22 protein-coding genes and 2 pseudogenes are annotated in these 22,705 nt (G+C 73.0%); 9 read left to right on the forward strand and 15 right to left on the reverse strand.

Annotated elements, in window-relative coordinates:
- Positions 1 to 1,074: 1,074 nt before the first annotated feature.
- A complete protein-coding gene (locus ACIHEI_RS35140; RefSeq protein WP_396609617.1) occupies positions 1,075 to 1,458 on the reverse strand; it encodes a hypothetical protein in 384 nt (127 codons plus the stop codon).
- 312 nt (positions 1,459 to 1,770) lie between these two features.
- Positions 1,771 to 2,307 (reverse strand): hypothetical protein, encoded by a 537-nt coding sequence (locus tag ACIHEI_RS35145; protein ID WP_396609618.1) that lies wholly within the window; start codon positions 2,305 to 2,307, stop codon positions 1,771 to 1,773.
- A gap of 204 nt (positions 2,308 to 2,511) precedes the next feature.
- On the opposite strand from ACIHEI_RS35145, the gene ACIHEI_RS35150 reads away from it, so the two are divergent.
- Positions 2,512 to 3,477, forward strand: coding sequence for a hypothetical protein (locus tag ACIHEI_RS35150; protein WP_396609619.1), 966 nt, complete (start codon positions 2,512 to 2,514; stop codon positions 3,475 to 3,477).
- 22 nt (positions 3,478 to 3,499) lie between these two features.
- On the opposite strand, the pseudogene ACIHEI_RS35155 reads toward ACIHEI_RS35150, so the two are convergent.
- The 4 genes and pseudogenes from ACIHEI_RS35155 to ACIHEI_RS35170 form a co-directional block, all read right to left on the reverse strand.
- A pseudogene (locus ACIHEI_RS35155) lies at positions 3,500 to 3,763 on the reverse strand (ATP-binding protein); the annotation flags it as partial.
- A 636-nt stretch (positions 3,764 to 4,399) separates the two neighbouring features.
- Positions 4,400 to 4,477, reverse strand: a pseudogene (locus tag ACIHEI_RS35160) (hypothetical protein); the annotation flags it as partial.
- Positions 4,478 to 4,559: 82 nt separating this feature from the next.
- Positions 4,560 to 5,669: a CU044_5270 family protein gene (locus ACIHEI_RS35165; RefSeq protein WP_396609620.1), complete on the reverse strand. Its 1,110-nt coding sequence runs from the start codon at positions 5,667 to 5,669 to the stop codon at positions 4,560 to 4,562.
- Positions 5,666 to 6,451, reverse strand: a complete 786-nt coding sequence (locus ACIHEI_RS35170) for an RNA polymerase sigma factor (protein WP_396609621.1) — start codon at positions 6,449 to 6,451, stop codon at positions 5,666 to 5,668. Before ACIHEI_RS35170 ends, ACIHEI_RS35165 begins: the two co-directional genes overlap by 4 nt.
- A 146-nt stretch (positions 6,452 to 6,597) precedes the next feature.
- Here ACIHEI_RS35170 and ACIHEI_RS35175 point away from each other — a divergent pair, with 146 nt between their 5' ends.
- The gene (locus tag ACIHEI_RS35175) at positions 6,598 to 8,196 is read left to right on the forward strand and encodes a serine protease (RefSeq protein ID WP_396609622.1); all 1,599 of its coding nucleotides are present in this window, start codon (positions 6,598 to 6,600) and stop codon (positions 8,194 to 8,196) included.
- A gap of 726 nt (positions 8,197 to 8,922) precedes the next feature.
- Here ACIHEI_RS35175 and ACIHEI_RS35180 read toward each other — a convergent pair.
- The 3 genes from ACIHEI_RS35180 to ACIHEI_RS35190 form a co-directional block, all read right to left on the reverse strand.
- Positions 8,923 to 9,390, reverse strand: coding sequence for an OsmC family protein (locus ACIHEI_RS35180; RefSeq protein ID WP_396609623.1), 468 nt, complete (start codon positions 9,388 to 9,390; stop codon positions 8,923 to 8,925).
- A 676-nt stretch (positions 9,391 to 10,066) separates the two neighbouring features.
- Positions 10,067 to 10,504, reverse strand: coding sequence for a DUF4259 domain-containing protein (locus ACIHEI_RS35185; RefSeq protein WP_396609624.1), 438 nt, complete (start codon positions 10,502 to 10,504; stop codon positions 10,067 to 10,069).
- Positions 10,505 to 10,560: 56 nt separating this feature from the next.
- Positions 10,561 to 12,159: an ISL3 family transposase gene (locus ACIHEI_RS35190; protein WP_396609625.1), complete on the reverse strand. Its 1,599-nt coding sequence runs from the start codon at positions 12,157 to 12,159 to the stop codon at positions 10,561 to 10,563.
- A gap of 259 nt (positions 12,160 to 12,418) precedes the next feature.
- Here ACIHEI_RS35190 and ACIHEI_RS35195 point away from each other — a divergent pair, with 259 nt between their 5' ends.
- Positions 12,419 to 12,961, forward strand: coding sequence for an SMI1/KNR4 family protein (locus tag ACIHEI_RS35195; RefSeq protein WP_396609626.1), 543 nt, complete (start codon positions 12,419 to 12,421; stop codon positions 12,959 to 12,961).
- A 322-nt stretch (positions 12,962 to 13,283) separates the two neighbouring features.
- Here ACIHEI_RS35195 and ACIHEI_RS35200 read toward each other — a convergent pair whose 3' ends face one another.
- Together ACIHEI_RS35200 and ACIHEI_RS35205 are read right to left on the reverse strand one after the other, a co-directional pair.
- Entirely contained in the window at positions 13,284 to 13,415 is a 132-nt protein-coding gene (locus ACIHEI_RS35200; RefSeq protein WP_396609627.1) for a hypothetical protein, read from the reverse strand.
- Between the two features lie 327 nt (positions 13,416 to 13,742).
- Positions 13,743 to 14,717: a LuxR C-terminal-related transcriptional regulator gene (locus ACIHEI_RS35205; RefSeq protein WP_396609628.1), complete on the reverse strand. Its 975-nt coding sequence runs from the start codon at positions 14,715 to 14,717 to the stop codon at positions 13,743 to 13,745.
- Between the two features lie 275 nt (positions 14,718 to 14,992).
- On the opposite strand from ACIHEI_RS35205, the gene ACIHEI_RS35210 reads away from it, so the two are divergent.
- The 5 genes from ACIHEI_RS35210 to ACIHEI_RS35230 all read left to right on the forward strand — a co-directional run bounded on the left by ACIHEI_RS35210 (position 14,993) and on the right by ACIHEI_RS35230 (position 18,722).
- Positions 14,993 to 15,145, forward strand: a complete 153-nt coding sequence (locus ACIHEI_RS35210; protein WP_392954213.1) for a hypothetical protein — start codon at positions 14,993 to 14,995, stop codon at positions 15,143 to 15,145.
- A 9-nt stretch (positions 15,146 to 15,154) separates the two neighbouring features.
- Positions 15,155 to 15,424, forward strand: coding sequence for a hypothetical protein (locus ACIHEI_RS35215; RefSeq protein WP_396609629.1), 270 nt, complete (start codon positions 15,155 to 15,157; stop codon positions 15,422 to 15,424).
- A gap of 454 nt (positions 15,425 to 15,878) precedes the next feature.
- The gene (locus tag ACIHEI_RS35220; RefSeq protein ID WP_387641951.1) at positions 15,879 to 16,340 is read left to right on the forward strand and encodes a hypothetical protein; all 462 of its coding nucleotides are present in this window, start codon (positions 15,879 to 15,881) and stop codon (positions 16,338 to 16,340) included.
- Between the two features lie 405 nt (positions 16,341 to 16,745).
- Complete coding sequence (locus tag ACIHEI_RS35225) at positions 16,746 to 17,636, forward strand: peptidoglycan-binding protein (protein ID WP_396609630.1); 891 nt, start codon at positions 16,746 to 16,748, stop codon at positions 17,634 to 17,636.
- Between the two features lie 264 nt (positions 17,637 to 17,900).
- Complete coding sequence (locus tag ACIHEI_RS35230; RefSeq protein WP_387641946.1) at positions 17,901 to 18,722, forward strand: CHAP domain-containing protein; 822 nt, start codon at positions 17,901 to 17,903, stop codon at positions 18,720 to 18,722.
- Positions 18,723 to 19,078: 356 nt separating this feature from the next.
- Here the strand turns inward: ACIHEI_RS35230 and ACIHEI_RS35235 are convergent, their stop codons facing one another.
- The 4 genes from ACIHEI_RS35235 to ACIHEI_RS35250 all read right to left on the reverse strand — a co-directional run bounded on the left by ACIHEI_RS35235 (position 19,079) and on the right by ACIHEI_RS35250 (position 20,961).
- Entirely contained in the window at positions 19,079 to 19,318 is a 240-nt protein-coding gene (locus tag ACIHEI_RS35235; protein ID WP_396609631.1) for a hypothetical protein, read from the reverse strand.
- A gap of 114 nt (positions 19,319 to 19,432) precedes the next feature.
- Positions 19,433 to 19,924, reverse strand: a complete 492-nt coding sequence (locus ACIHEI_RS35240) for a hypothetical protein (protein WP_396609632.1) — start codon at positions 19,922 to 19,924, stop codon at positions 19,433 to 19,435.
- An 85-nt stretch (positions 19,925 to 20,009) separates the two neighbouring features.
- Positions 20,010 to 20,423, reverse strand: a complete 414-nt coding sequence (locus ACIHEI_RS35245; protein WP_396609633.1) for a hypothetical protein — start codon at positions 20,421 to 20,423, stop codon at positions 20,010 to 20,012.
- Between the two features lie 376 nt (positions 20,424 to 20,799).
- The gene (locus ACIHEI_RS35250; protein WP_396609634.1) at positions 20,800 to 20,961 is read right to left on the reverse strand and encodes a hypothetical protein; all 162 of its coding nucleotides are present in this window, start codon (positions 20,959 to 20,961) and stop codon (positions 20,800 to 20,802) included.
- 449 nt (positions 20,962 to 21,410) lie between these two features.
- On the opposite strand from ACIHEI_RS35250, the gene ACIHEI_RS35255 reads away from it, so the two are divergent.
- Complete coding sequence (locus ACIHEI_RS35255; protein ID WP_396609635.1) at positions 21,411 to 22,049, forward strand: DUF4232 domain-containing protein; 639 nt, start codon at positions 21,411 to 21,413, stop codon at positions 22,047 to 22,049.
- The last annotated feature ends 656 nt before the right edge of the window (positions 22,050 to 22,705 follow it).

A 22,705-nucleotide genomic window follows, 5' to 3' on the forward strand; every position in this document is an offset into this window, starting at 1 on the left:
GGAGGCCGCCGCGGAGGCGAAGCCGAAGGTGTCGCGGGCAGGCCGGTTCGCCCGGGGTCTGGCGGCGCCGGCGGCGTTTGTCGAGCGGGAGCGGCATCCCCGGGGTGCCCCGCCCGCGCAAGGAGCCGTTGGGGACCGTGGAGGCCGGCCCCGGCGGGTGAGGAGCAGGTGGTGGTGCCGCACTTCGCGCCGGGCGGCCGGCTCGACAATCAGAAGGCCGGCCGGGCGAAGCCGGCGCCCGGCCGGCTCGCGCGGCTCGCCGAGCGCGGCGCGGAGTGGACGTAGCGGGCCCGTCCCCCCGGTTCGGGTGGCCAGTTGCCCGGCGGTGGGCTTCTCGGGCCCTGAGACAGCACTGGGAGGCCGTCGCCTGCGGGTGGCGGCCTTCCCGCGTTGTGGGGACAGAGGCGCTGGGCGCTCGCGGTGGTGCGGTCCCCGGATCCGATGGCGCGGCGGCCGTAAGAGCTCGGGTGGCGGCGACCGCGAGAGCCGCATCGGGAGTGTCATCGGGAGCGCGCCGAGTGATCGGGCACCGCACCCGCTGCGGCTGGGCGGTCGAGCCGCTTGATCCGAGCACGGCCCGGCGTCGATCGCGGACACGCCGTCTTCACGCGTTCAGTGCCGGGTCGAGGTCGGCGCGCGGGGCGGCGCCGGCGTCGGTCAGACCCTGCTCCGCGGCCCGGCGCACCACCGGTGCGGCGCCGGCTGCGCGCCGGGGAGAGCGTCGACGGCGTCACGGCCGCCCGTCCGTACCTGCGGCATCACGTTGGCCGACCGCCCCGCACAGCCGGGGTGAACGAACCCGACCGCGGCAGCGCCGCGAGCCGGCCCGGCCGCCAGGTCTCGCCATCGAGTGCTGGAGAGCGAACCCCGCTGCGCGGCGGCTCGGGACCGGCGGGCGTCTCCCGGTCCAGGAAGCGGCGCAGGGCTGCCGGGGGCAGCTCGGGCCGGAGGTCGGGCTCATGCCCGCCACCGCCGATCGGTGGCTCTGCTGCGGGCCGGGCCGGCGTGCGCGTCCACCGGCCGGCCCGCTCCCGTGGATTTGGGGCGGACCGGCGGGATGCGGCGGCCGGGCGGCTAAGGCGTGCCGCCCTGCTGGCGGCCCATCCAGTCGGTGATGGCCTGCTCGGTGCGGGCGAGCGCGTCGGTGGGGCTGAACTGCAGCAGCTCCGTCCCGGCGTCGACGTACGGCCGGTGGCCCGGCGGCTGGTAGAACGCGTCGCCGGCCTCGTACACCTCCTCGTGGTCGGCGAAGACGAAGCGCATGCGCCCGGCGATGACGTAACCCCAGTGCGGGCACTGGCACATCCCGTCGGGCAGCGACTGCAGCGGCCCGTCCAGGTCGGCGTCCGCCCCGAAGGAGACGAATTCGACGGTGTAGCCGTTCATCTCCTCGCGGCGGTCGGTCACCGGACCGAACTCCTGGACCTTCGTCGCGGACTGCTTGGACACCTTCGGCATCGCTCGGCTCCTCTCCGTGACGGCCCCCGGGACTTCCCGTCGTCTCGAGTCGACCACTCCGTACCGCCGGGTGCATCCGGGCGGCGGGGCAGGTGGCGTCGGACGCTCGCCACCGGGGCCGCCTTTGAGCTGCACTGACCCCCCGTGTGGCATGGCGAAGGCGCCGACCGCTTCGGGGCCGGCGCCTTCGGCGTGTCGTCGTCGGCCGGGTGTGGCGGGGCCGCTCGGGTCGGGTGTTGTGGCGGGAAGTTCCAGTCGGGACGTCACTGGCCAAGCGCACAAACCGGCGCGCCGCTTGAAGTTGCGGCACTGTCAGCGGACAGCCCACTCGTCCTCAGGGACGCAGTCATGCACGGTGTAAGCCCAGCCGTCGAATCGCGCGAAGACAGGTCGTGACAGGAGGCTGTCGCCGGCTCGTTGCGCACGCACCATGATCCCGAGTTCGTCCGACGCCGCATCACCCTCGACAGCGATCGTGGGGCTCATGCCGAGTCTCTCCTGATAGTCATGGAACTCGTCTGTCAGCTCGGAAGGCACCCGCCCAACCAGCTGCATCCCGTCCATCGAGACCAACGGGCCACACAGTGCGTCGACGGCTACGCAGGCCAGCCCGCCGGATTCCCTGTAGTAGGCGGTGACAGCCCTTACGTACGCCGGGGCGGTCATCTCACGAAAGACGGCTTGGAGTACAAGGGCGCCGTGCCGCTGGGGCAATGGGGCTGCAGGGGTTCCGGTGAACCCCTGCAGCCCCATTGCCGCGTTGGCTTCCTCGTGGCTCATGCCGAATCGGAGCGGACCCACGCTCTCGAAGGGGACGTAGTGCCAGCGCACTCGATCGGAGTTGTTCACGACAGACCGCATAGTCCGGCCACCTCACCACACGCCACTGACGTCACACTCAGTCAACCCTCCACGGAAAGTGAGCCAGAACCCGAGAAATGACGTCATCGTGGTGTGGTGCCACTGGAGCACGGAGGGAGGGGACCGCGCTCTTGATCACCGGTCGTTAGACTTCCGGGTTCGGATGCTGTCGGTGCTCTGGAAGGCCACGCCGTGGACGATGATCGTTGGACTGGCTGGCCAGAACGGTGGGTCGGCACGGACTGCGATGTGCGGATGGTCGTGGGCGCGATCCCGCAGGAGGTCAAGAACGGGTTCAGGTACGACGAGATCCCTTGGCGGCGGTTCCCACACTTCTACGGCCCGGGCGAGGAGATCCCCGGCCTGCTGGTCGTGCTCGCGTCCGGGCCTGCCGAAGCCGCCAGCAAGGCGTTGTGGGAGCTGGGGGTGAATCTGCACCACCAAGGCAGCACGATCGCGGCGGGAGCGCTTGCGGTGCCGTTCCTGATCCGGGCCGCAGCCGCTGGGCGCCCCGAACTCCGCGCGCGAACCCTTCGCCTGGTAGCCGAGATCGGACGGTGCCAGCACTTGGGGGACGGATCGCGTGAAGGTCTTCTCCAGGTTGCCGAGGAACCGCTGATGGTGGAGGGCAGCACAATGTGCCCGGTGGATTGGACGATTCAGGCTGCTCGCGCCGCCGTCACCAGCGACCTGCACCTTCTCCTCCCGCTGTCCGCCGACTCCGATTCCGAGGTCCGTTCCGCAACCGCCTTCGTCCTTGCGGCAGCGACTGACGAGATTCCACGCGTCTCATCAGCCCTGCACCGCCAACTCGCCGTGGAGAGTGACCCAGTCGTCCGGGTGAGTCTGGTCCTGGCAATCGCCCAACTTGCCCGCGAACAGCACGATGAACACGCCCCCGCATGGGCCCGGGAGCTGTGGTCGGATCCCACCCAACCACCTGAGGTCCGCCTCGGCGCCGGCCTGGCCTGGCTGTGCCTGGTCACCGAGCCCGCACCCAACGAGCTTCGCGCTCTCCTGACCGATCTCAGCACCGACCAATACGGCGACCTGCTGCAACCGGTGCCATGGCTCGCATCGGCTGACCCCACCGGCCGTGGGCTGCAAAGCTGTATCGCCGAAATGCTCACGCCGAACATCCCACGGAACAAAGCTTGATGGTCCCCCTGGGAGGGGACCATTAAGCTGAAGCCCGTTGGCGGTCAGCCGGCCTCGGCGGGGGCTTCGGTTCGCGCCCGGGTCGAGGCGAGGCGTAGGAGTCGGTGCCGGTCTCGATGACGGTGCCGTTGAAGGTGAGGCGGTCGACGATGGCCGCGCAGAGCCGGGGGTCGGTGAAGGTCTTGGTCCAGCCGCCGAAGGACTCGTTGGAGGCGATGGCGACGCTGTTCCTCTCCTCGCGTTCGGTGAGGACCTGGAAGAGCAGTTCGGCTCCGTGGCGGTCGAGCCGCCGAGGTGATGGATGGCGGCGCCGGGCGGCTTCTCCGATCGCCGTAGCCGCCGCCAGGGTTCGGTCAGCTCGCTTCGACGTCGTCGGGGTCGTGTACTGGGCGGGCTGAGCACGAGTTGCCCGCCCTGGCCGCCGCGAGGGACGCCGTGGTGGCCGCAGGCCGAGCTGTCCGAGCCCTTTGTGCTGCCAGCCCGGCATCGACGGCGCCCATGAGAAGGGCGGCGTGGAGGCCGGACTCGCGGCGTGGGCCAGGGCCTTGACCGTGCGTCGGGTCATGCCGAGCTGGCGCTGGGCGGCGCGCCGGCTGTGCCCTGCGGCCGGTAGGGCGTGCGCCTCGGCGTGCCGGGTCCGGGTCCGGGGCCGGTGGGCGAACCGGTGGTCGGTCGGCCAGGGGTGATCCACGTTCTCCTGCGGGTCCGCGGATCGACGGTGACGGCCTGTCGGGCCAACGGAGTTGTGGCATGCAGGCACTGTCGGTGGCGGGCGACGGCCCGCTCGGCCGCTTCGCTGAGGCTGTGCCACAGGTGCCGGCGGTCCGCGACCTGGATCGCCTGCGGCGCCACCGGCGGTGGTGCCCTCGGCGAAGAACGGCGCGCGGTCGCGGCAGACGGCCTCGACGTCCGGCCGCTCGGCCAGCCAGGCCGCCAGGCTCGACGTCTCCCGGTAGGGCAGCAGGTCCACCGGCCGGCGGGTCTCGGCGTCGACCAGCACCGTCCCGTAGGCGCGGCCCTTGCGCGTCGCGTACTCGTCGACGCGGAGACCCGCGGGGCAGGCGGCTCCGCTGCCGCCCGCGTCACCGGTCTGTTGAGGGGAGTTGGCCGGCGCGGTCGACGGCGGCCTTCGTGAGGACCGCCGAGGTGCCGACCACCGTCCCGGCCGGCCCTGTCTCGTCGGCCCCGGTGAGGACGGTGCGCTCGCCGAGGAACGCGTACGTGGTCCGGTCGAAGATCCACTGGGTCTGCTGCCCGTGTGCCGTACGCGCCACGGCGATGCCTTCGCGTCCGGTGGCGTCGACGGCCGAAGCGACCTCCGTGACTCCCGGGATCCGCCCGGCGGCCCGGTAGAGCGCGGCGCTGACCTGTGGCGGTGCCCAGGTCTCGGCCAGCAGGTCGCCGATCGCTGTGAACGCCCGCTGGTCCGGGTCCTGGCCCTTGCCGCGGGTCTGTTCCCTGATGAGTTTCAGCAGGGCGTCCGGGTCGGTGGGCAGCGAGGCGACGTAGGCGTTGGTCGGTTCACCGATCGACGGACCGTTCCGGCGCGGGGTGTCGGGCCGGGCGGTCTCCCCCGGCCGGTCGAGGTGGAAGACCGGTCCGTTCTCGCCGAGCCGGGTGTCGGGCCCGCCTTCCTCGCGCAGCAGGCCGGGGCGGGTGCCGTCGGCGGACAGCCAGACCTGCCGGGTGTGCACGGGAGCCATGGTCACGGGACCGCCCGCCGTGCTCTGAGCCGCGTAGGCGACCCTGCTCTCGACGTAGACGAACTGGTCGGCGCGGACCGTCGGCTGCTCCGCTCCGGCGGCGAGCGCGATGCGGTCGAGCAGCCGTACCGCGCGGGAGGTGCCGGTGGTGGCGTCCCCGGTCACCGCCGCACGGTCGTGCCCGGCCGGACCCCCGGGATCGACCGTCACGACGCCGACGACCGCGAGGGCACAGGCGAGCGCCGGCACCGCGATCCGGACCGGACGCCGGTACCGGGCCGGAAGCCGGTACCGGGCCGGACGCCGGGTGGTGCCGCCCCGCGGTCCGGCGGACGCGGCGGCCCGGTGCAACACCTCCCGTCTCAGCAGTAGTTGACGATCCGGGTCCAGGCCGGGCACGGCCGGCGGGGGCAGCGGCTCGGCGAGTTCGCGGCGCTCGTCCTGCGCGGAGGGCGGACGCTGCGTATCGCGCCGTGGGGTGGCGTTCATCCGTGGCTCTCCTGGATCGAGTGGATCGGGTGGATCGGGTGGATCGATGGCCGGAGCGCGGGGATGCGGCCCGGTACGGGCAGGGCGGTGACGGGTGCGGAAGGAGTCCGTCCTTCCGCCGCGGGGGGCTTTCCGGTTCCGGTGGGCCGGTGCCGCGCCGGCGGGACGCGGGTCTCGGCCCCGGCCCCGGCCCTGGCCCTGGCCTGGGCCCCGGCCCCGGCCCTGGCCCTGGCGTCGGCCTTGGCCTGGGCCCTGGCTTCCGCCTCGGTGAGTTCACGCAGTCGGGCCCGGGCCCGGGAGAGCCGCGAGCGGACGGTGCCGACCGGCGTGCCGAGCGCCTCGGCCGCGCTCGCGTAGTCCAGCCCCGCCCACACCACGAGGGTGAAGACCTCCCGGTCGCGGCGCCGGAGCCGGGCGAGCGCGCGGTGCGCGGCACGCAGGTGCTCGGCGTCCGCGAGGTGCGCGACCAGGTCGTCGGTGAAGTCCGGGACCGAGCCGCGTTCCGGGAGCCGGGCGAGCGCGATGTCCCGGCGCCGGCGGGCCCGGGCGGTGCGGCGCATGATGTTGGTCGCGATCCCCAGCAGCCACGGGCGCAGCCCGTCACCGTCGGGGTGCAGTTTCTCCCGGCCTCGCCACGCTTCCAGGAAGGTCGTCGAGACGACGTCCTCGGCCTCCGCCCAGTCGCCCGTCACGCGCAGGGCGTAGCGGTACAGCACCTGGGCGTGCTCGTCGTACAGCTCGCCCAGGGCGTCGGGGTCGCCGCGGCGAAGACGCGTTCTCATGAGTGCTTCCACGCTCTGCCCTGCCCGGTCCGCCGCCCGGGTTCCGGTGACGTGCGTCACAGGTGTCGGCCGCGCCCCGGGGGGTGGCGCTGCGGATTGTGGTCCGGCTCACAGGAACTCCGGGGCCGGTCCGAGCAGTACAGAGCATGATCACTACTTCCGCTCCCCGCCCCGTTCCTCGTTCGGTTCCCCGGCGCAGCGCCCTGCGGGCCCTGGCTGTCGCCGTCGTCCTGGCCGGCACCTCGGCTCCCGCCTTCGGTGGCGCGGCCTTCGCCGCGGAGCCGCAGACGTTCACCCTCACCATCAAGCACGTGGACCGGGCCGGCCAGCCGGCCGCGAAGTACCGCACCCATGTCGCCGGGGTCTTCAAGGACGGCGGTGAGGAGTTCCTCGAGCAGCAGGACGCCTCCGGGGTCACCACCGTGCGGCTGCCCAGGGGCCGGTACCTGCTGGACAGCACCATGAGCTCGACCCAGGGGGCGAGCGGCACGATCGGGACGGACTGGATCGTCCAGCCGCGCCTCGACCTCGACCGGGACACCACCGTCACCGTCGACGCGCGGACCACCGTCCCCGTCGATGTCCGCCCCCCGGACGGCTCCGCGAGCTTCGTGCACGGTTCGACGGTCGTCGAGGTCACGCACCAGGGTGTCACCAGGAGCGGCAATGTCGTCAACGGGTCGCCGAACCTGCGGGTGGCCCACCTGGGGCCCGAGACCGAAGCCGGGGCGCTGAAGCAGTGGGTCGACGTCAACTGGAAGACCGACACCGTCAACTACGCGCTCGGCCGGACCTTCACCGGCACCCGTGCGCTGACCGGGCTCACCCGGCACTACTCCGCGCAGGAGCTGGCCACCTTGAACATCCGTAGCGCCGTCGGGCCGGGCAGCACGGGGACCGCGCACTTCAGTCTCCTGCCGACCGACGGCGCGGCCCTCGGCGTCTCCCGGTCCTTGCCGACGCCCGGCACCGCCACCTTCCTCGTCGCGCCCGAGCGCGGCACCTGGGACATCGGCTTCACCGTCCCCCGCGCCGACGGCACCGCGCCGAACTCCTACGCCGCCGACCGCATCGCCGTGCGGGCCGGGGCCACGGTCACCCAGACCTTCGACGGCCCGGTCTTCGGCCCCGCGCTCACCGACCGTCCCGCCGTCTCGCGCGAGGGCGACCGGATCGCCGCGAACGTCGCGCTGCTTGCCGACGGTGACGGCCACGCGCCGTGGAGCCCGTCGTTCGACACCGCGCGCACGTCGTTGTACCGCGACGGCGTGCTGGTCGGGGCCGTGTCCGACGCGCCCGGGCGCGGTGAGTTCACCGTGCCTTCGGGCAGGGCCTCGTACCGGCTGGCCACGACGGTGACCCGCAAGGCCGCGGCCGGCGCGACCACCCGTGTGAACGCGTCGTGGACCTTCGCCTCGGCCACCACGGCCGGGCCGACCGCGCTCCCGGTGAGTGTCGTGCGGTTCTCCCCCGAGCTCAGCCCGGCCGGCACCGCGGCGGGCGGCAGTGCGCTCCGGATTCCGGTCACCGTGCAGGGAGCCGCCGCGGACGGGCGTACCCGTTCGCTGACCGTCTCGGCGTCTACCGACGGCGGTGCCTCGTGGACCCGCCTCGCGCTCGAAGCGGGCGCGGTGACGGTCCAGAACCCGCCGGCCGGCACCGGTGTCTCCCTGCGCGCCGAGCTGACCGATGCCGACGGCAACACCCTCGAGCAGACCATCACCGACGCCTACCGCACCCAGTGACGCCGTCGGCCGTCTGAGGCCGCTTTCGGGAACCGCCGGGAACCGCCGGGAACCGCCGGGAACCGCCGGGAACCGCCGGGAACCGCCGGGAACCGCCGGGAACCGCCGGGAACCGCCGGGAACCGCCGGGCCGTTGCCGGCCTCGCTCCAGATCGCGCCGGCGCCGGGAGCGACCTGGTGGCGTGTGGCTGCGGTGCTGCGGTGCTGCGGTGCTGGCGGGTCGACGCCGGAGCAGTGGGATGCGGCGGCCGCGGAAGCGCGTGCGGCGTGGTCGCCGTTCGGCGCAGCGGTGGCCACTGTCGCGGTGGTGGGGCCGGCCGCGGTGAGGTTCCCCCGAGGTCCGGCAACCTTCCGCACCTCGGGGGAACCCCACACCGCCGCGCTCGACCGGGTCGTCGTGGCGGTGGGCGCGTTCGCGGCCCTGACCTGCGGGATGGTGGCACGTTCGGGGCTGCGTTCGGCGTTACGGGTGCTGCTCCGGGCGCTCTGCGGGGTGGCGGTGGTCACCGCGTTCGGTCTGCTGATGGACGTGATCACGCTGATGACCGGTGAAGGGGTGGACAGTTGGGTGGCCGCCGCGAACCGTGCGCCGGCGGCCGTCGGCGCGCTGCTGCTTGCGGCAACCGCCCGGGCCGACCGTCGCCCCGCCGCCGGTGCCACTGCGCCGGCACCCTCCCTCGCCCCGACACTTCGCCGGACGTCGGCCGTGCCGCGGGTGAACGGGGTTCACTGCCTGCCGGGAGCGGGGCTCAGCGCGACGTGTACGGTCGGCGGCTGCTGCAGGGTGTGGTGGACGGTGCAGTTCGACGCCACCGCGAGCAACGCGTCGCGGCGCGCCGGGTCGAGGCCGGGGGGCACGTCGACGGTGACGGTGACATCGGTGACCCGGGCCGGGCGGTCGGTGGCCATCGTGAATTCGGCGTCCACCCGCAGGCCCTCGGCCCCCACTCCGTGGCGGGCCAGGTAGCGGCCGGCGTAGAACGCCACGCAGGAGGCCAGGGATGCCGCGAACAACTCCGTGGGCGTCGGCCCGCTGTCGTCGCCCCCGGCGTCCACCGGCTGGTCCACCACCAGCCGGTGACCGCGGATCGCGACGGCGTAGGCGTCACCCGAGGCGTGATCCACCCGGATCCGTCCCGGAGGCAGGGGCTCGTTCGCCCCGAGGTGCTGGACGGGGCGCTCGGTCGCGGACATGGCGGGCTCCAGGATGTTCAAGGGATCGGGGGGTCGTGGTACGGCTGTGTCTCCCATTGACGGGCCCGGGGCACCGCCGTCCCAAGGGCCGAACGGCCCCGACAGGGCCGCCGTTGCTCCCGTGCCCGCGTCTCCATGTGTACCCCGGCCGGTATCTGCCCCCGAGGTGCCGCACCGCCTGCCGCGCGCCTGCCGGAACAAGCGGGTTCCACCTGTGCCTCGCGGCGGATCACGGGTCGGGGCCGGGGCCGGGGCCGGGGCCGGCGGCCGTGTGGGGTGCGGCCGCGAGCGGAGTCCGGCGTGCCATGACGGCCTGTAGCGGGTACCCCGGCGGACAGGGCGAGGGAGCGGCAGGTGTACTGACGTCGCGCCGGCTCTCGAAGGCGGTCGGAAGCGGGGCTCCGTCCCGGTCGGCCGCCGTGCGGTGGCCGTGGGCGCGGCAGGTGTCCGGCGCCCGGCCGACACGGGTGCGGGCGCGGGGGACGTCGGCGGTCGGTGCGGTCGGCGGCCGGACGAACGCGCGTCCGGGCACCGGGCGGGAAGCGCTGTGGGTCCGGTTCCCGTCCGGCGCTGACGGCTCGTGCCGCCGGGCGGGCGGGTTGCCGGGCCGCGCACCCGCCTGGTTCTGTTCACGAGAATGGGTTCTGGTCCAACTTCTGTGATCTGTGACGCTGCGTTAGGTTTCGAGGTCGAAGAGCGGGATGTCGATTGAAGGCGGCGGTGGGTCAAGCACCGCGCGAAGTGCGGTAACCATGGCGAGCCAGCGGTGTGCGTCGCCAGATTCCACCCAGTTCGATACCAATCCGGAGTCGTCAGCGGCGATGCGAGTGAGTGCTTCAGCGGCAAGTATCCGAAGATCGGTGGGGAACTCCGGCATGGGTGTCTCCGGGCCGTAGCCTGTATCGATTGGTTGGCCGGCCGGGCACTGCGAGGCCAGCACGGCCGCTGCCCCGACCGCCTCCTCCGCTTCGCTGAGATAGCCAGTCGCGTCGATGGTGCGGGCGAGGACGCCACGGATCAGGGCTTCGCGTTCCTCGGCCCCGGCATCGTCGAGGGCGTTGGCGAAATCCGCAGCGGTGTCGTTGTCGAATGGACCAGTGCCCCAGGTGCCCATGGCGTTCTCCTCACATCTCTGTGTGGTGATCATGGCACCGGCGACCGACAGCGGCGTTATGAAGCGAGCAGGACACGTTTCCGCAGCAGGTTGAAGCCAGCCCGTCCGTACATCTGGCGCTTGATCATTTTGATCCGGTTGACGTGGCCTTCGACGACGCCGGAGCTCCACGGCAGCGTCAGGCCGGCGGTGACAGCGGCGAGATCCCGTTCGAGACCGTTGACGAAGGTGTGGAGGCTGGGCAGGTCGTCGGCGCGGACCGCCTTGATCCACTGCGGGAGTTGGTCACCCTGGAGCTGGGTGAGCATCTTCCCGAACTCGCGCACGTGCCCGGTGAGGGCCTCCAGTTCAGGGCAGCTGGCCAGCACGGACTTGAGCTTCAGGTGCTCGCTCTCCGGCAAGGTGTCGGGGTGGGTCAGGATCCACCCGGCGACGGTCCGCGGCGACGGTGTTCGGGCGGCCGGTGTGGTCGGGGAGGTGCGAAACGGTTGGAGGTAGGCGCGGACGGCTCCGTAGCCGCCAGCGTAGCCGTGCGACTTGATCTCTTCCCAGAGTGTCCAGGCGTTCGTACAGCCCTCAGCCCATCGCTCGTTCAGGTAGGGCTTGAAGTCGTCGAGCTTGGTCCTGCGGTTCTGCCACTGTCCCTGGAAAAGATCTTCCGGTCTCGCAGCGTCTGCCAGCCGTTGGACGGTGCGGTAGGTCATGCCGAGCTGGCGCTGGATGGAACGTCGACTGTGGCCGGCGGCCAGCAGAGCGTGGACGGTGGTGTGCTTGGCGCGGGTGCGGTCGGCGAACCGGTGCCCGGTGGGCCATGGCGAGCCGCCGTCCGCCGGCGCCTGGCCCCCTGCCTTCTCCGGGGCCGCCTCGGCGGTGGTCGCGCGCAGGCATGAGCGGTGGCGGGAGATGCACCGCTCGGCGGCTTCGCCGAGGTTGCGCCAGAGGTGGAAACGGTCGGCAACCTGGACGGCAGTGGGTGCCCCGATGCTGGCGCCCTCGGCGAAGAACGGAGCGCGGTCGCGGCAGACGACCTCGATCCCCGGGTGTTCGGCCAGCCAGGCCGCGACCGTGCCCGCCTCGCGATTCGGCAGTAGGTCAACTGGTCGGCGGGTCTCGACGTCGACCAGCACGGTCCCGTAGACACGACCCTTGCGCATCGCGTACTCGTCGACGCCGACCACCCGCGGGGTCCGTGGCTGGGGTTCCGGGAGTGCGCCGACCAGTCGCAGGACCGTGTTCCGGCTGGCCCTGGCCCCGAAGACGTCGGCCAGCCGGGCGCCGGCGCGGCCGGCCAGGGCGAGGCCGACCTCGGCCAGCGCCGACCGCATTCGTTCGGTCCGCTGGCTGTGTCGGCGGGTCAGGCCCGTGACCTGCTCAACGAACGTTCGCCGCTCGCATGAGGCGTCCTCGCACGTGAACCGCCGGACCCGCAGCCGCAGGACCACTCGCCGTCCCGCCACAGGAAGATCAGCGGGAAACCGCAGGTAGGAGCCGTGCACCCGCTCCGACCAGCTTCCGCAGCCCGGGCAGCGAGCCTTGGCCGTCCGGGATCGGACACCGACTCGGATCACCTCGCCGTCGTCCTGCACCGACACCACCCTGATCTCCGAAGCCGACAGGAAGAGCAGCTCTTCCAGCCGGAGCAGTACCTCGCGCATGGCCCAGAACCATCTGCCTGAACGCCGCCGTCACCGGCCGTTTCCAGACGATCTCGGGGGACGCGCCAGCAAGATCAACGGTCACAGACAGTAGGCACACCACAGAAGTTGGACCAGAACCCGAGAATGGACAGCAGATGCTCACCGCTTCGGGAGGCACCGCGCTCGGCGCCTGTTCGATGTTCATGAGAACTGGCAGCACGCCCGTGGGCATCGGAGTGCAAGATCAGATGTCGGCTGCCTCTGTGAATATCTTCCCGTGACCAACACGTGTGATCGGCGCCCCGATGAGACCGCACTCGCTGCCCTGCGTTCCGCGTTCGCGCCGGAGTGGCGGGAGCCGGCGCTGGGAGATGAGGGCGTTGCGAAGTGGGAAACCGAGAACGGTGTGACGCTTCCGGAGCCCTACCGGACCTTCATCGCCGAGATCAGCAACGGCAGCAGCCTGGGACCGGCCGAAGACGGCGGTCTCCAACCGCTGGGATGGCTCCCCGCGAGCTGGCCAGACCTGGGGCCCCGCCTGCCGGGCGAACCGTTTCCCCTGGAGGCTGCCTGGCCCTGGGAGGACGACGAGAACGTCGATGCCGACGATCCACGCATCGATGCCGTGTTCACGCACGGGTCGGTTGTTCTCGGCTCCGACGACGGCCAGTCGTTCTGGCTGCTGGTGACGGCAGGGCCCCGTCGCGGTGAGGTCTGGATGGTGTCCGATGTCGGCGCAATCCCGGTGCCCGGCGCCGAGGCCTGGGGCTTCGCCGAGTGGGTCGCGCACTGGCAGTCAGGCAACGACTGGTGGGCTTGAGCCAGTAACCGGGCACTGTCGCAACTCGCGAGCAGTTCGATTTCCGCCGGCTGCTCGGGTGCCTCCCGAAGTGGTGAGCATCTGCTGTCCGTTCCCGTGAACAAAGCCACCCGCGGGGCTGCCGGCCGCTGCGGACACTCCGGGGAGGTGGGAGCCGCGGCGGTCCGGGCAGGGCCACCGCTGTACCTGGTGGGTCACGGCCGGCCCCCGCCGTCGGGGCCGGTGGTGGCCCCTCGGCGGGGGCGGTTCGGTGTGCGGAGGGCGGTTCGGGGGCCTGGTGCGAGGGGTCGTCGAAGGCGGGCCGTGGTGGTGGTGTGGGCGGTCAGGGGTGCAGCGCGATGTCCGTGTTCTTCGTCCGCTCCTCGGGCGGCAGCGGCTGGGCGTTCGACTTCCGCGCGGCCTCGGCACGGGCGGCGTGGAACGCCTCGACGGGGTCGCCCTGCTTCGCCCACACCTGGGCGCCGCACCAGCGGCCGATGAGCCGGAACTGCTGCTCCAGTGCCTGCTCCCACTCGGCAACCCCATCCGAACTGCACGATCACACGACCTCGCGCGGCACTCAGGTGAGACATGGGCGCGCCGCTCGGCTGAGACTCTCCGGGCGGTGGGAACGGCCGGGGTGGCGGTCTGGTGCTCGGCGGCAGGGGCGGGCGGGGCCGACCCGGTGGTGGCCCTGGGGGGCGCAGCCGCGGTGGGGGTGGGGGTGGCCACCGGCCGGGGCTCGGGTGGGGTGGGGTGGGGTGGTGCGGGGCCTGGCCGGGTGGGTGCGGGTGGTGCGGGGTCACAGCCAGTCGTTGCGGGCGGCCTGGGCGCCTGCCTGGAAGCGGCTTTCGGCGCCCAGGCGGTTCATCAGGTCTTGCATCATGCGGCGTACTGTCCGCAGGGACAGGCCCAGTCTGCGGGCGGCGGACTCGTCGGTGTGGCCGTCGCCGAGGAGTTGCAGCAGGGCGCGTTCGGAGCCGGTGAGGTCCTGGTCGTCGCGGGGGGCGGGCTGGCCGAAGTCGGCTCCGTTGCGCCAGAGTTCGTCGAACAGTGCGCGCAGGGGCTGGACGAGGGCCTGGCCGTGCAGTTCCAGTGCGCCGCGGCGGCCGTCGCCGGGGTCGCTCGGGATCAGGGCGATGCTGCGGTCGACGATCACCAGTCGCATCGGCAGTACGGGCACGGTTCGTGTCTGGCCGCCGAGATCGGCCAGCCATCGGGCGTAGCGCAGGGTGTCGGGGTCGTTGCGGAAGCTGTCCTGGAAGATGCTGCGGATGGCCACTCCGCGTTCCAGTGCCAGTCGGTTGGGGTGTTTGCCGGCCTGGATGGAATCGGGGCGGACGGCTCCTCCGCGCATCAGGGACAGGCATTCCTCGGTGGCGGTGGCCGCGAGTTCCTCGAGGCGGTCGCGGACGGCTTCGAGGGAGTCCAGTCGCACGACCATCTCGTCGTCGGTGCGCCGGTCGGTGTACTCGGCGGAAAGGGCTTCGATCGCGGTCCGGGCGTTCTCCAATTGCTGCTGGCGGAAGAGCAGTTGGTTCTGGTTGCGGGCGAGCAGCCTGGTCAGTCCGACTTCCGGGCTGACGGCGCGCAGGGTGCGGGAGTCGGCCGCGGGCCGCAGTAGCGTCAGTTCCAGTAGTTCGTCGAGTGCTTCGCGTACCTCTGCCTCGGACAGGTGCAGGGTGGTGGCGATCTGCTCGACTCCCCCGTCCGGGTCTGCCAGCAGGGCTCTGTAGACGCTCTCCGTCAGTGCGTTCAGTCCGAGTGCTTGCAACACCGCGCCGCCCTCCCCGTGTCGATGATCATCATCGGCGTCCGGCGGTGGGGGCGCAACGCTTTTCGCGGACGAAATGATCTGGCACTTAGGTGCCGAGCTACTTCGTGCCACCTCTGCGGCCGTGACATCGCCTTGGCCGGACGGCAGGATCTTCCCCAAGAGCGGAAATCGCACAGAAACCGGGACGAGTTCCGCGAACCGCGCACGGGCACAGCATGGTTATGAATGAGGAGAGAGCAGTCGTGGCCCACTCAATACGTATCGTTTGCACTGGATTGATCGTCGCATTCACCGTCGGCCTGGGCTCCGCCGCCGCGGGCGGCGTCGTCGCGGGCGGCGTCGTCGCCGATCGCCCGGCCCCGCGCACTGCCGCCTCCACGGGTTTCGACTGGGACGTCGTCACCCCCGCGCCGCCCGCGCAGAGATGACCGGGTTCCGTGCACCTGGTCGCGGTGACGCTCATCTGTCTCGGCCCGGCGCCCTCTCAGTTGACGGCTGAGGCGGTCACCGATCTGATCTGGGTCCACAGCCGGCCCGAGGACCGGGTGGAGCACGTCCGCGCCCGTGTCGACCTCAATCAGTACGGCATCGCCGCCGCGATCATCGCGGACACTCCGCAAGCGGCGACCGCGAACCTGCGCCGCGTCTGCGAACGCGCTCTGCGGCACGCGCCGGCCCTGCGCGGCTGGTTCCTCGTCCTCACGTAAGACCTCCCCCGGCCGGGCCCACGGCTCCCTGTCCGCGTGAGCGCACTCGCGCCGGGAGACCGGCGACCGCCTGCCCGCCTCGGTCCGGACACCCCGGACCGGCCAGACACCCCGGACCGGCCGGACACCCCGGACCGGCCGGACACCTGACGTCCGCCCGGACACGACACGCACCCGACCGCGGGGCCCCCGGTGGCCGGCGCGGTGGTCACCCGCGCCCCGGCCCACCCCGCCGAATGTCCGCACGCCCCGAGGTCCCCGGCCGGTCCGCGCCGGCGGGGCGGGGCGGGGCGGTGTCACGTGACCCGTCCCGGCACCGGAGCGTCCCGTCGGCGCGGTGCCGGGAACCGGGCGGTGCGGCCTGTCCGCGCCCCCAAAGCCCCATTCCAGCGCCCTGGCCGCGGCCAAGGGCACCTCCCCCCAATTCCCTTTCCCTGAAAGCAGGTTGTTCGCCATGCGCGTTTTCGCCAAGATCGCTGCCGTCGCGGCCCTCGCCGTGCCGATGCTCGTCGCCATTCCCGGGGCCGCCAACGCCACCACCGCCCCCAATGCCTCCGCCGCCCCCAGCGCCCTCGCGGCCAGCTGTGGCAGCGTCACGCAGATCGGCACCACCGCCTACCTCAACGTCGGCGGGCAGACGATGGCGTCGGTGAAGCAGTACAAGGGCTGCGGCAAGAACTACTCCTACCTGTACGTGTGGCAGGGCTACCGCGACACCCACAGCAGCTGGGACGCGTGCACGTCCATCCTCACCGGCACCACCGTCCGCGACGTCCAGTGCAACTCCAACATGGTGGAGATCTGGTCGTCCGGCGCCGACACCCTGTCGGAGTGCACCCAGGGCATGGGCTGGAACGGCACCGGCCCCCTCCCCTACGGCAACGAGGTCGTCGCCAAGACCGACGTCCGCTGCTGACCCGTCCGGCCCGCGGCCACCACCGCGGGCCCGGTCCCGAAACGGCTGCCGCCGGCGGTCCGGCCCCTTCCCCGGAGCCGGTCACGCCCCCGGAGCCGGTCACGCCCCCCGGGCCGTACTGACCGCCGAACCGGCACCGGCACCGGCACCCGTACCGGTCGCCCGGCCGCGCCGGGGCAGCGCGGAAGCGCACCCGCCCCGGCGCCGCCCTTCCGCGCGGCGACCGCGCCAGCGACCGCATCGGCCACCACGCCGGCCACCACGCCGGCGACGGCGACGGCCGCACCGGCCGGCGGCGCGACCGGGCGCCACCACGGCCGGGAGCCCTCCGCCGCAGCCCCACCCGCCCGCCGCCCGGCAACGGGACGGGGGCCGACCCTCCACCGAACCAGAAGGAAGCACCGCATGGCATCCGTCATCAAGACCCGAAACGCCGCCACCCGACTGCTCACGGCCATCGCCGTCCTGAGCGGCCTGGTGCTGAGCGCCGCACAGGCCCACGCCGCGACCCCGCCCCCCACCGAGGCACCCGCGGCCACCGCCGCCGTCCTGCCCGTGGTGGACATGGAAGCCACCGTGCTGGCCGCCCAGATCGACCCCCGACGCGCCGACAGCACGCAGACCCCGGGCGCCCACGACTCGGTCCTGGCCGTCGAGCAGGCACTGCAGGCCCGCGGCCTCCTCGACGCCCGCTGGGTCGACGGCTACTTCGGCACCACCACCATCTCCGCCTACGCCGCCTTCCAGCGCTCCCTCGGCTTCAGCGGCCTGGACGCCAACGGGCTGCCCGGCACCACCTCCCTCACCGCGCTCGGGCAGGGCCGCTTCACCCTCACCCACCAGATCGGGCCCGGCGCGAAGCTGCAGCGCGACGGATACACCGTCAACACCCGCACCCAGAACATGCTCACCGAGGCCGAACGCCTCCTGGGCGGCACCCACCTGACCCTCGACCAGGGCTCCTACAACCCCGGCGGCGATCCCACCTCCGCCGGCACCCACGACGGCGGCGGCGTCGTGGACATCAACGTCGACGGCATGTCCGCCAGCACCCGCACCGCCGTCGCCCAGGCACTGCGCCAGGTCGGATTCGCCGCCTGGGTCCGCAACCCCACCCAGGGCAACTGGCCGTGGCACATCCACGCCGCGGCGATCAGCGACACCGACCTGGCCACCCAGGCCCAGAACCAGACCGGTGACTACTACCTCGGCCTCAACGGCCTGGCCAACCACGGCGCCGACGACGGCCCCCGCATCCCCATCCAGACCTGGGAGCAGTACCAGCGCACCCACTGACGCGCACGGCACCACCCCGGCACCACCCCAGCACGACCGGAGCACCCGCCGAAGCACCACCTCCGGCACCGCGTTCGCCGCCGAAGCACCACCCCAGCACGACCGGAGCGCCGCCGAAGCACCACCCCGGCACCACCCCAGCACGACCGGAGCACGACCGAAGCACCACCCCGGCACCACCCCAGCACGACCGGAGCACGACCGGAGCGCCGCCCCGGCACGACCGGAGCGCCCGTCGATGACACGCCACGAAAAGAGAGAGCCTTGAAGAACATACGCACCACGCTCGCCGTCGCCGGCACCGCACTGGCCATGGCCCTTCCCCTCGTCGGCGCCACCTCCGGCACCGCGTTCGCCGCGTCCCGCGACGGAGTCTGCGACGCCGGGGAGTTCTGCTACTACTACAACAGCGACAACGCGGGCTCGATCTCCGACTTCAGCGGCTCCCTCGGCGACTACGGCGCCACCCAGCCGTCCTGCTACGAGTTCAAGGGCGCCGGCAACGGCCAGGGCGTCTGCGTCAAGAACAACGCCGCGTCGGTGTGGAACCGCACCGGGCAGACCGTCCGCGTCTACTACAACAGCAACTTCGGCGGCGCCAGCCAGGACTTCGCCCCCGGCGCCAAGGGCAACCTCAACACCACCCTGAAGAACAACAACGCCTCCCACCAGTTCCTCAGCAGCGGCGGCGGCTCCAACCAGTCCCCCACCGACGACTTCGACCACGGCACCCGCGGCTTCGCCGCCAACAACTGCACCGCCTTCGCGGCGTACCGCATCGCCAGCCGTCTCGGCGTCCCGAACTTCACCAACTCCTACGGCGGCACCACCTGGGGCAACGCCAACACCTGGGACGACGCCGCCCGCCGCCTCGGCATCTCCGTCGACACCACCCCCACCGTCGGCTCCATCGCCGTCAACGACATCCACGGCTCCTACGGCCACGTCGCCTACGTCAACGCCGTCTACTCCGACGGCTCCTTCGACGTCGAGGAATACAACTGGAACAACCCCCTCGGCTACGGCACCCGCAGCCACGTCCACGTCGGCTCGTCGTCCGAGTTCCAGTGGATGATCCACTTCTGAGCACCCCCGGCACGACACCGGCACACCCCGGCCACAGGGTGATCTAGTGAGTGCGCGGGCCACGGCGGTGTGACACCGACCGCCCGGGCCGCAGCGGTACGCGCCGAAGCCCCGTCGGGCAGGTGACCTCTCCAAGTCGCCTCCGCCCGACGGGGCTTCGGCGTGCCGCCGAACCGGGCCGGACCGGACCGGACCGGGTGGCGCCGGACCGGACCGGGTGCCGCCGGACCGGACCGGGTGGCGCCGGACCGGACCGGGTGGCGCCGGACCGGACCGGGTGGCGCCGGGCGACTTCGAGAACGGCTCAACCGAGGAAAGGAAAAGCCGGCACGGTCCAGCACGCGGCCTCCTCGGGATCACCCGGCCGCAACGGGGCGGGCGATCCCATCGGCGACCACGTACAGCCAGGTCAGCACCGCGGCAACGGCGAACAGCACCGGCAGCAGATACCACCGGCCGCGCGGCAGGAAAGAGAGCACCGCGCCGAACACCAGCAGCGCAACGAGCACGACGGCCCACACGGAGCGGGTGGCCACCGCCAGCGCGGGAACGGGTTCGTGACCCCGGGTCAGACACCAGCACCACGTCTCGGTCACCCGGACGGTTGCCGTAGACGATGCCCGCCGTGGCGAGGACGAACGCCGCCGACACCCCTCGCCCTGCCGCACGCCCCGCTGCCGGACGCCTGAGGGCCGCGCGCGTCCCGTCCGTCAGGTGTCGTACCCGCCGTTCCACGGGGCCGAGAACCCCAGCCCGTCGGGATACAGCTCGGCCCAGTCCTCCTCGCCGTCCGCGTCATCGGCGTGGCATTCCGTGACGAGGCCGAAGAGCACACCGTCGACGGTGACGCGGAACGGGCGGATCGCGATGTCGCCGTACTCGCGCTCCGCGAGGCCGGCGAGGGCGGCGGCCAGCCGCGCTTCCGCCCGGGCCACCACGGAACGCTCGCCGTGCGGGCGTTCCATCTGCTCCGCCCAGGTACCGGCGCACCAGATGTCGGACTCCCGGTGGTGCCCGTCATGGCCGAACGTGTGGACCACGACGAAGAGCCTCTTGTGCTCCTGCCGGCCGTCCCCCCTCGCGAACCCCTCGGGCAGCGCGTAGGTGATCGACGCCAGGAACTGGCCGTCACGGAAACGGCCGACGGTACTCGTCCGGTAGTCCGGCTCGTGGGCGATGGGAATGATCTCGGGGACAGCCATGACCGCACCCTAGGCACCCGGCCGGACCCCGCCCCCGCCGGGGCCGGATCGGAAGAGCGCGGGCAGTGGTCAAGACCGGCGGTACTCAGGGCAGTTGGCCGAACCAGCGGACGATGGCCGCCGTCGCAGCGACGTTGGAGCCGAGGTGCCTGGAGCCGGCGAAGTCGGGGGCGCCGAGGCCGACGACCTCGGCGCTCGCCCCGTGCGAGCGCAGGACGGCCTCGCAGTGGCCGGTGTTGGCGGTGGCCGCCTGCTCGTCCGCGCCGGCCGCGTACAGGCGGACCGGGACGGCCGGTGTCCACTCGCACACCTCGCAGTGGTCGGTGTTGGCGGTGGCCGCCTGCTCGTCCGCGCCGGCCGCGTACAGGCGGACCGGGACGGCCGGTGTCCACTCGCACGTGCTGTCGGCCACCCGCAGGGCCCTGGCCAGGCGGCCGGTCGGGTGGCGCAGCAGGTCGAAGCCGTGGGGGGTGAGCAGGGCGCGGACGGTGTCGTTCACCGCGGCACGACCAGCTACCGCGCCGACGCCCCCTGCGCCATGACCAAAGCGGGCTTCGTGTCCTCACCCGCTCTCACCTACGGCCAGCGGGCGTATCTGTCCTGTGGCGGTCCCCACCCGCGGCAACGCAGGAACCGGGAACGGGTGCGGCCGGCGGCTCCTGGCGCAGCGGGGTGGCCCGGCACCGCGGCCGGAGGCGGCCGCCGTCCGGGAGGGCGCGGCACCGGCGGTTCCGGCGGTGCCGGCGGTTCCGAGGGCGCTGCGTGGCCGGTGCCTGGGTTGGCGGCTGCTGTCCGGGCGGCGGTTGCGGTGCCTGGCGGGTGGCGTGGCGGCCGGTCTGCGGAGGGCGGCCGGTTCTGCGCAGGTTGGCGGCGTGTCAACTGGTCGGTGTGCTTGTGCCGTTGTCGGTCTGCTCGGCGGTGTCCGTCGCGGGATCGGCGGCGGGGCGCTCCTCGGCCTGGGCGGGCTCGTTCTCCGCTGTTGCGGTGGTGAGCTCGGCCGTGCCGGGGTCGGCGCCCCCTCCCTGCCACTCGGGCATCGCCCTGCCTCCGTTCGTCGTCTCGGGGACGGTTGGTTCCCCGGCAGCGCCATGAGCACTCGCTCCGGGCCGCCCGGCAGCGACCCGGAACCCGCCCGCGCGAAGCCTGACGGTCGGCCGGCCCGCCCCGGCCGGGCCGGGCGGGGCGCGGGCCCGGGCCTGGCGGGCGGGGTTGTCGCGGTCTGTGGTCAAGGCCGTCCGGGTCACGGGTCCGTACCGGCGGCCGGTGGTGGTGCGGGCGGTGTGCGTGGTGGTGCGGGGCGGTGTCCGGGCAGGTCGACGGCGGGGTGCGGCACGGTGTGGCGCGGGGATGTCCAGGTGTGTGTGTCACAGCACTGTCCTGGGAGTGGTGCGGGTGGAACGGTTCGTCCGGGAGGGCGGTGGTGGTCCTCGGAAACCCGCTCGTGCCGAGGGCCCGGGCACCGCCGTCCGATCCGGAGGAAAACACCATGCGTGTCCGCAAGTTCGCCGTCGCCGCCCTGACTGTTGCTGCTGCCGCCTTCTCACTCACCGCCTGCCAGAGCGACGAGGAGGCGGGCGGCGCGCAAGGCGCCCCGACCGCCGCTCCGGCCGCGTCCACCGGCGCCTCCCCCAGCGGCGGGCCGGTCTCCGGCGGGCCGGGCGGCCGCAGTACGCCGCCCGCCACCGCGCCGGCCGGGGCCGGGAAGGCCGGCAAGTGCCGGACCGCGGACCTGGCCATCACCGCCGCGGACCGCACCATCACCGGTGACGCCGACAACACCGTCGTGGTCGAGCTGAAGAACCGCGGCGGCAAGGACTGCACGCTGTCCGGATACGCGGGCGTCGATCTGAAGACCTCCGCGGGCACGCTGTCCGCGAAGCGTTCCGGCGAACCGGTCGTCGCGGGTGTCGTGGCGGCCGGCAAGTCGACCTACTTCGGCATCAGCTACCCGGCCAACACCTCGGGCGGCTCCGGTGTCCGGATCACCGGCCTGGTGGTGACCCCGCCGGACGAGACCCAGTCCGTCACCCTGCCCTGGCCCGGCGCCGCCTCACTGCCCGTCACGGACGGCGGCGGGTCCCCGGTGAAGATCGGCCCGATGGGAAGCGCCGGCCAGGGCCAGTAGGACCGCGGGCGCCCCTTTCCCGGCCCCGACGGCGGCGGTCGTCACGGCGCGAGGGCGGGAAGGCGCGCGGGGGCGGCAAGGCACGCGGGGGCTGCAAGGCGCGCGGGCGCAGCGGACGGTCCGGCGGACACCCGGCGGCCCCCCGCGGCAGGGGTGCGAGCCTGAACGGCAGGGACGCAGCGGACGGTCCGGCGGCCGTCCAGGAGGCTCGGGCGGGACCAGGCCCGGCGCGCGGGCACGGGCATGGCGGCACCGGGCAGGGCGGCGGCGGGGGCCCGGCGCGCGGGGGCAGCGGACGGTCCGGCGGCCCCCCGGCGGCCCCCCGCGGCGGGGATGCGGGCCTGGACGGCCGGGGCGCAGCGGACGGTCCGGCGGACGCCCGGCGGCCCCCCGCGACGGGGGTGCGAGCCTGGACGGCCGGGACGGAGCGGTGGCCTGACGGCCGTCCAGGAGGCTCGGGCGGGACCAGGCCCGGCGGGCGGGCACCGGGCATGGCGGCGGCGGGCAGGGCGCGGTGGCGGGGCCCGGCGCGCGGTCTGGGGGGGTCGTGCGTCCGGTCCGCTCAGCCCGAATCCACCGGCCGATGCGAGTGTGATCGTTTCGGAGGTTCGTGGGGGGTTGGCCGGTGGGTGGGTGTGGGGCATCCGCTGGTCTGC

Origin of the sequence: Kitasatospora sp. NPDC051984 (assembly GCF_044593455.1) — a bacterium.
In the GTDB taxonomy this organism is placed as follows: Bacteria; Actinomycetota; Actinomycetes; order Streptomycetales; family Streptomycetaceae; genus Kitasatospora.

Excerpts from the sequence above, each read along its gene's own strand:
- ACIHEI_RS35140 (WP_396609617.1), bottom strand. The coding sequence starts at position 1,458 with ATGCCGAAGGTGTCCAAGCAGTCCGCGACGAAGGTCCAGGAGTTCGGT.
- ACIHEI_RS35165 (WP_396609620.1), bottom strand. The coding sequence starts at position 5,669 with ATGAACGCCACCCCACGGCGCGATACGCAGCGTCCGCCCTCCGCGCAG.
- ACIHEI_RS35170 (WP_396609621.1), bottom strand. The coding sequence starts at position 6,451 with ATGAGAACGCGTCTTCGCCGCGGCGACCCCGACGCCCTGGGCGAGCTG.
- ACIHEI_RS35175 (WP_396609622.1), top strand. The coding sequence starts at position 6,598 with ATGATCACTACTTCCGCTCCCCGCCCCGTTCCTCGTTCGGTTCCCCGG.
- ACIHEI_RS35180 (WP_396609623.1), bottom strand. The coding sequence starts at position 9,390 with ATGTCCGCGACCGAGCGCCCCGTCCAGCACCTCGGGGCGAACGAGCCC.
- ACIHEI_RS35185 (WP_396609624.1), bottom strand. The coding sequence starts at position 10,504 with ATGGGCACCTGGGGCACTGGTCCATTCGACAACGACACCGCTGCGGAT.
- ACIHEI_RS35190 (WP_396609625.1), bottom strand. The coding sequence starts at position 12,159 with ATGCGCGAGGTACTGCTCCGGCTGGAAGAGCTGCTCTTCCTGTCGGCT.
- ACIHEI_RS35220 (WP_387641951.1), top strand. The coding sequence starts at position 15,879 with ATGCGCGTTTTCGCCAAGATCGCTGCCGTCGCGGCCCTCGCCGTGCCG.
- ACIHEI_RS35225 (WP_396609630.1), top strand. The coding sequence starts at position 16,746 with ATGGCATCCGTCATCAAGACCCGAAACGCCGCCACCCGACTGCTCACG.
- ACIHEI_RS35240 (WP_396609632.1), bottom strand. The coding sequence starts at position 19,924 with ATGGCTGTCCCCGAGATCATTCCCATCGCCCACGAGCCGGACTACCGG.
- ACIHEI_RS35250 (WP_396609634.1), bottom strand. The coding sequence starts at position 20,961 with ATGCCCGAGTGGCAGGGAGGGGGCGCCGACCCCGGCACGGCCGAGCTC.
- ACIHEI_RS35255 (WP_396609635.1), top strand. The coding sequence starts at position 21,411 with ATGCGTGTCCGCAAGTTCGCCGTCGCCGCCCTGACTGTTGCTGCTGCC.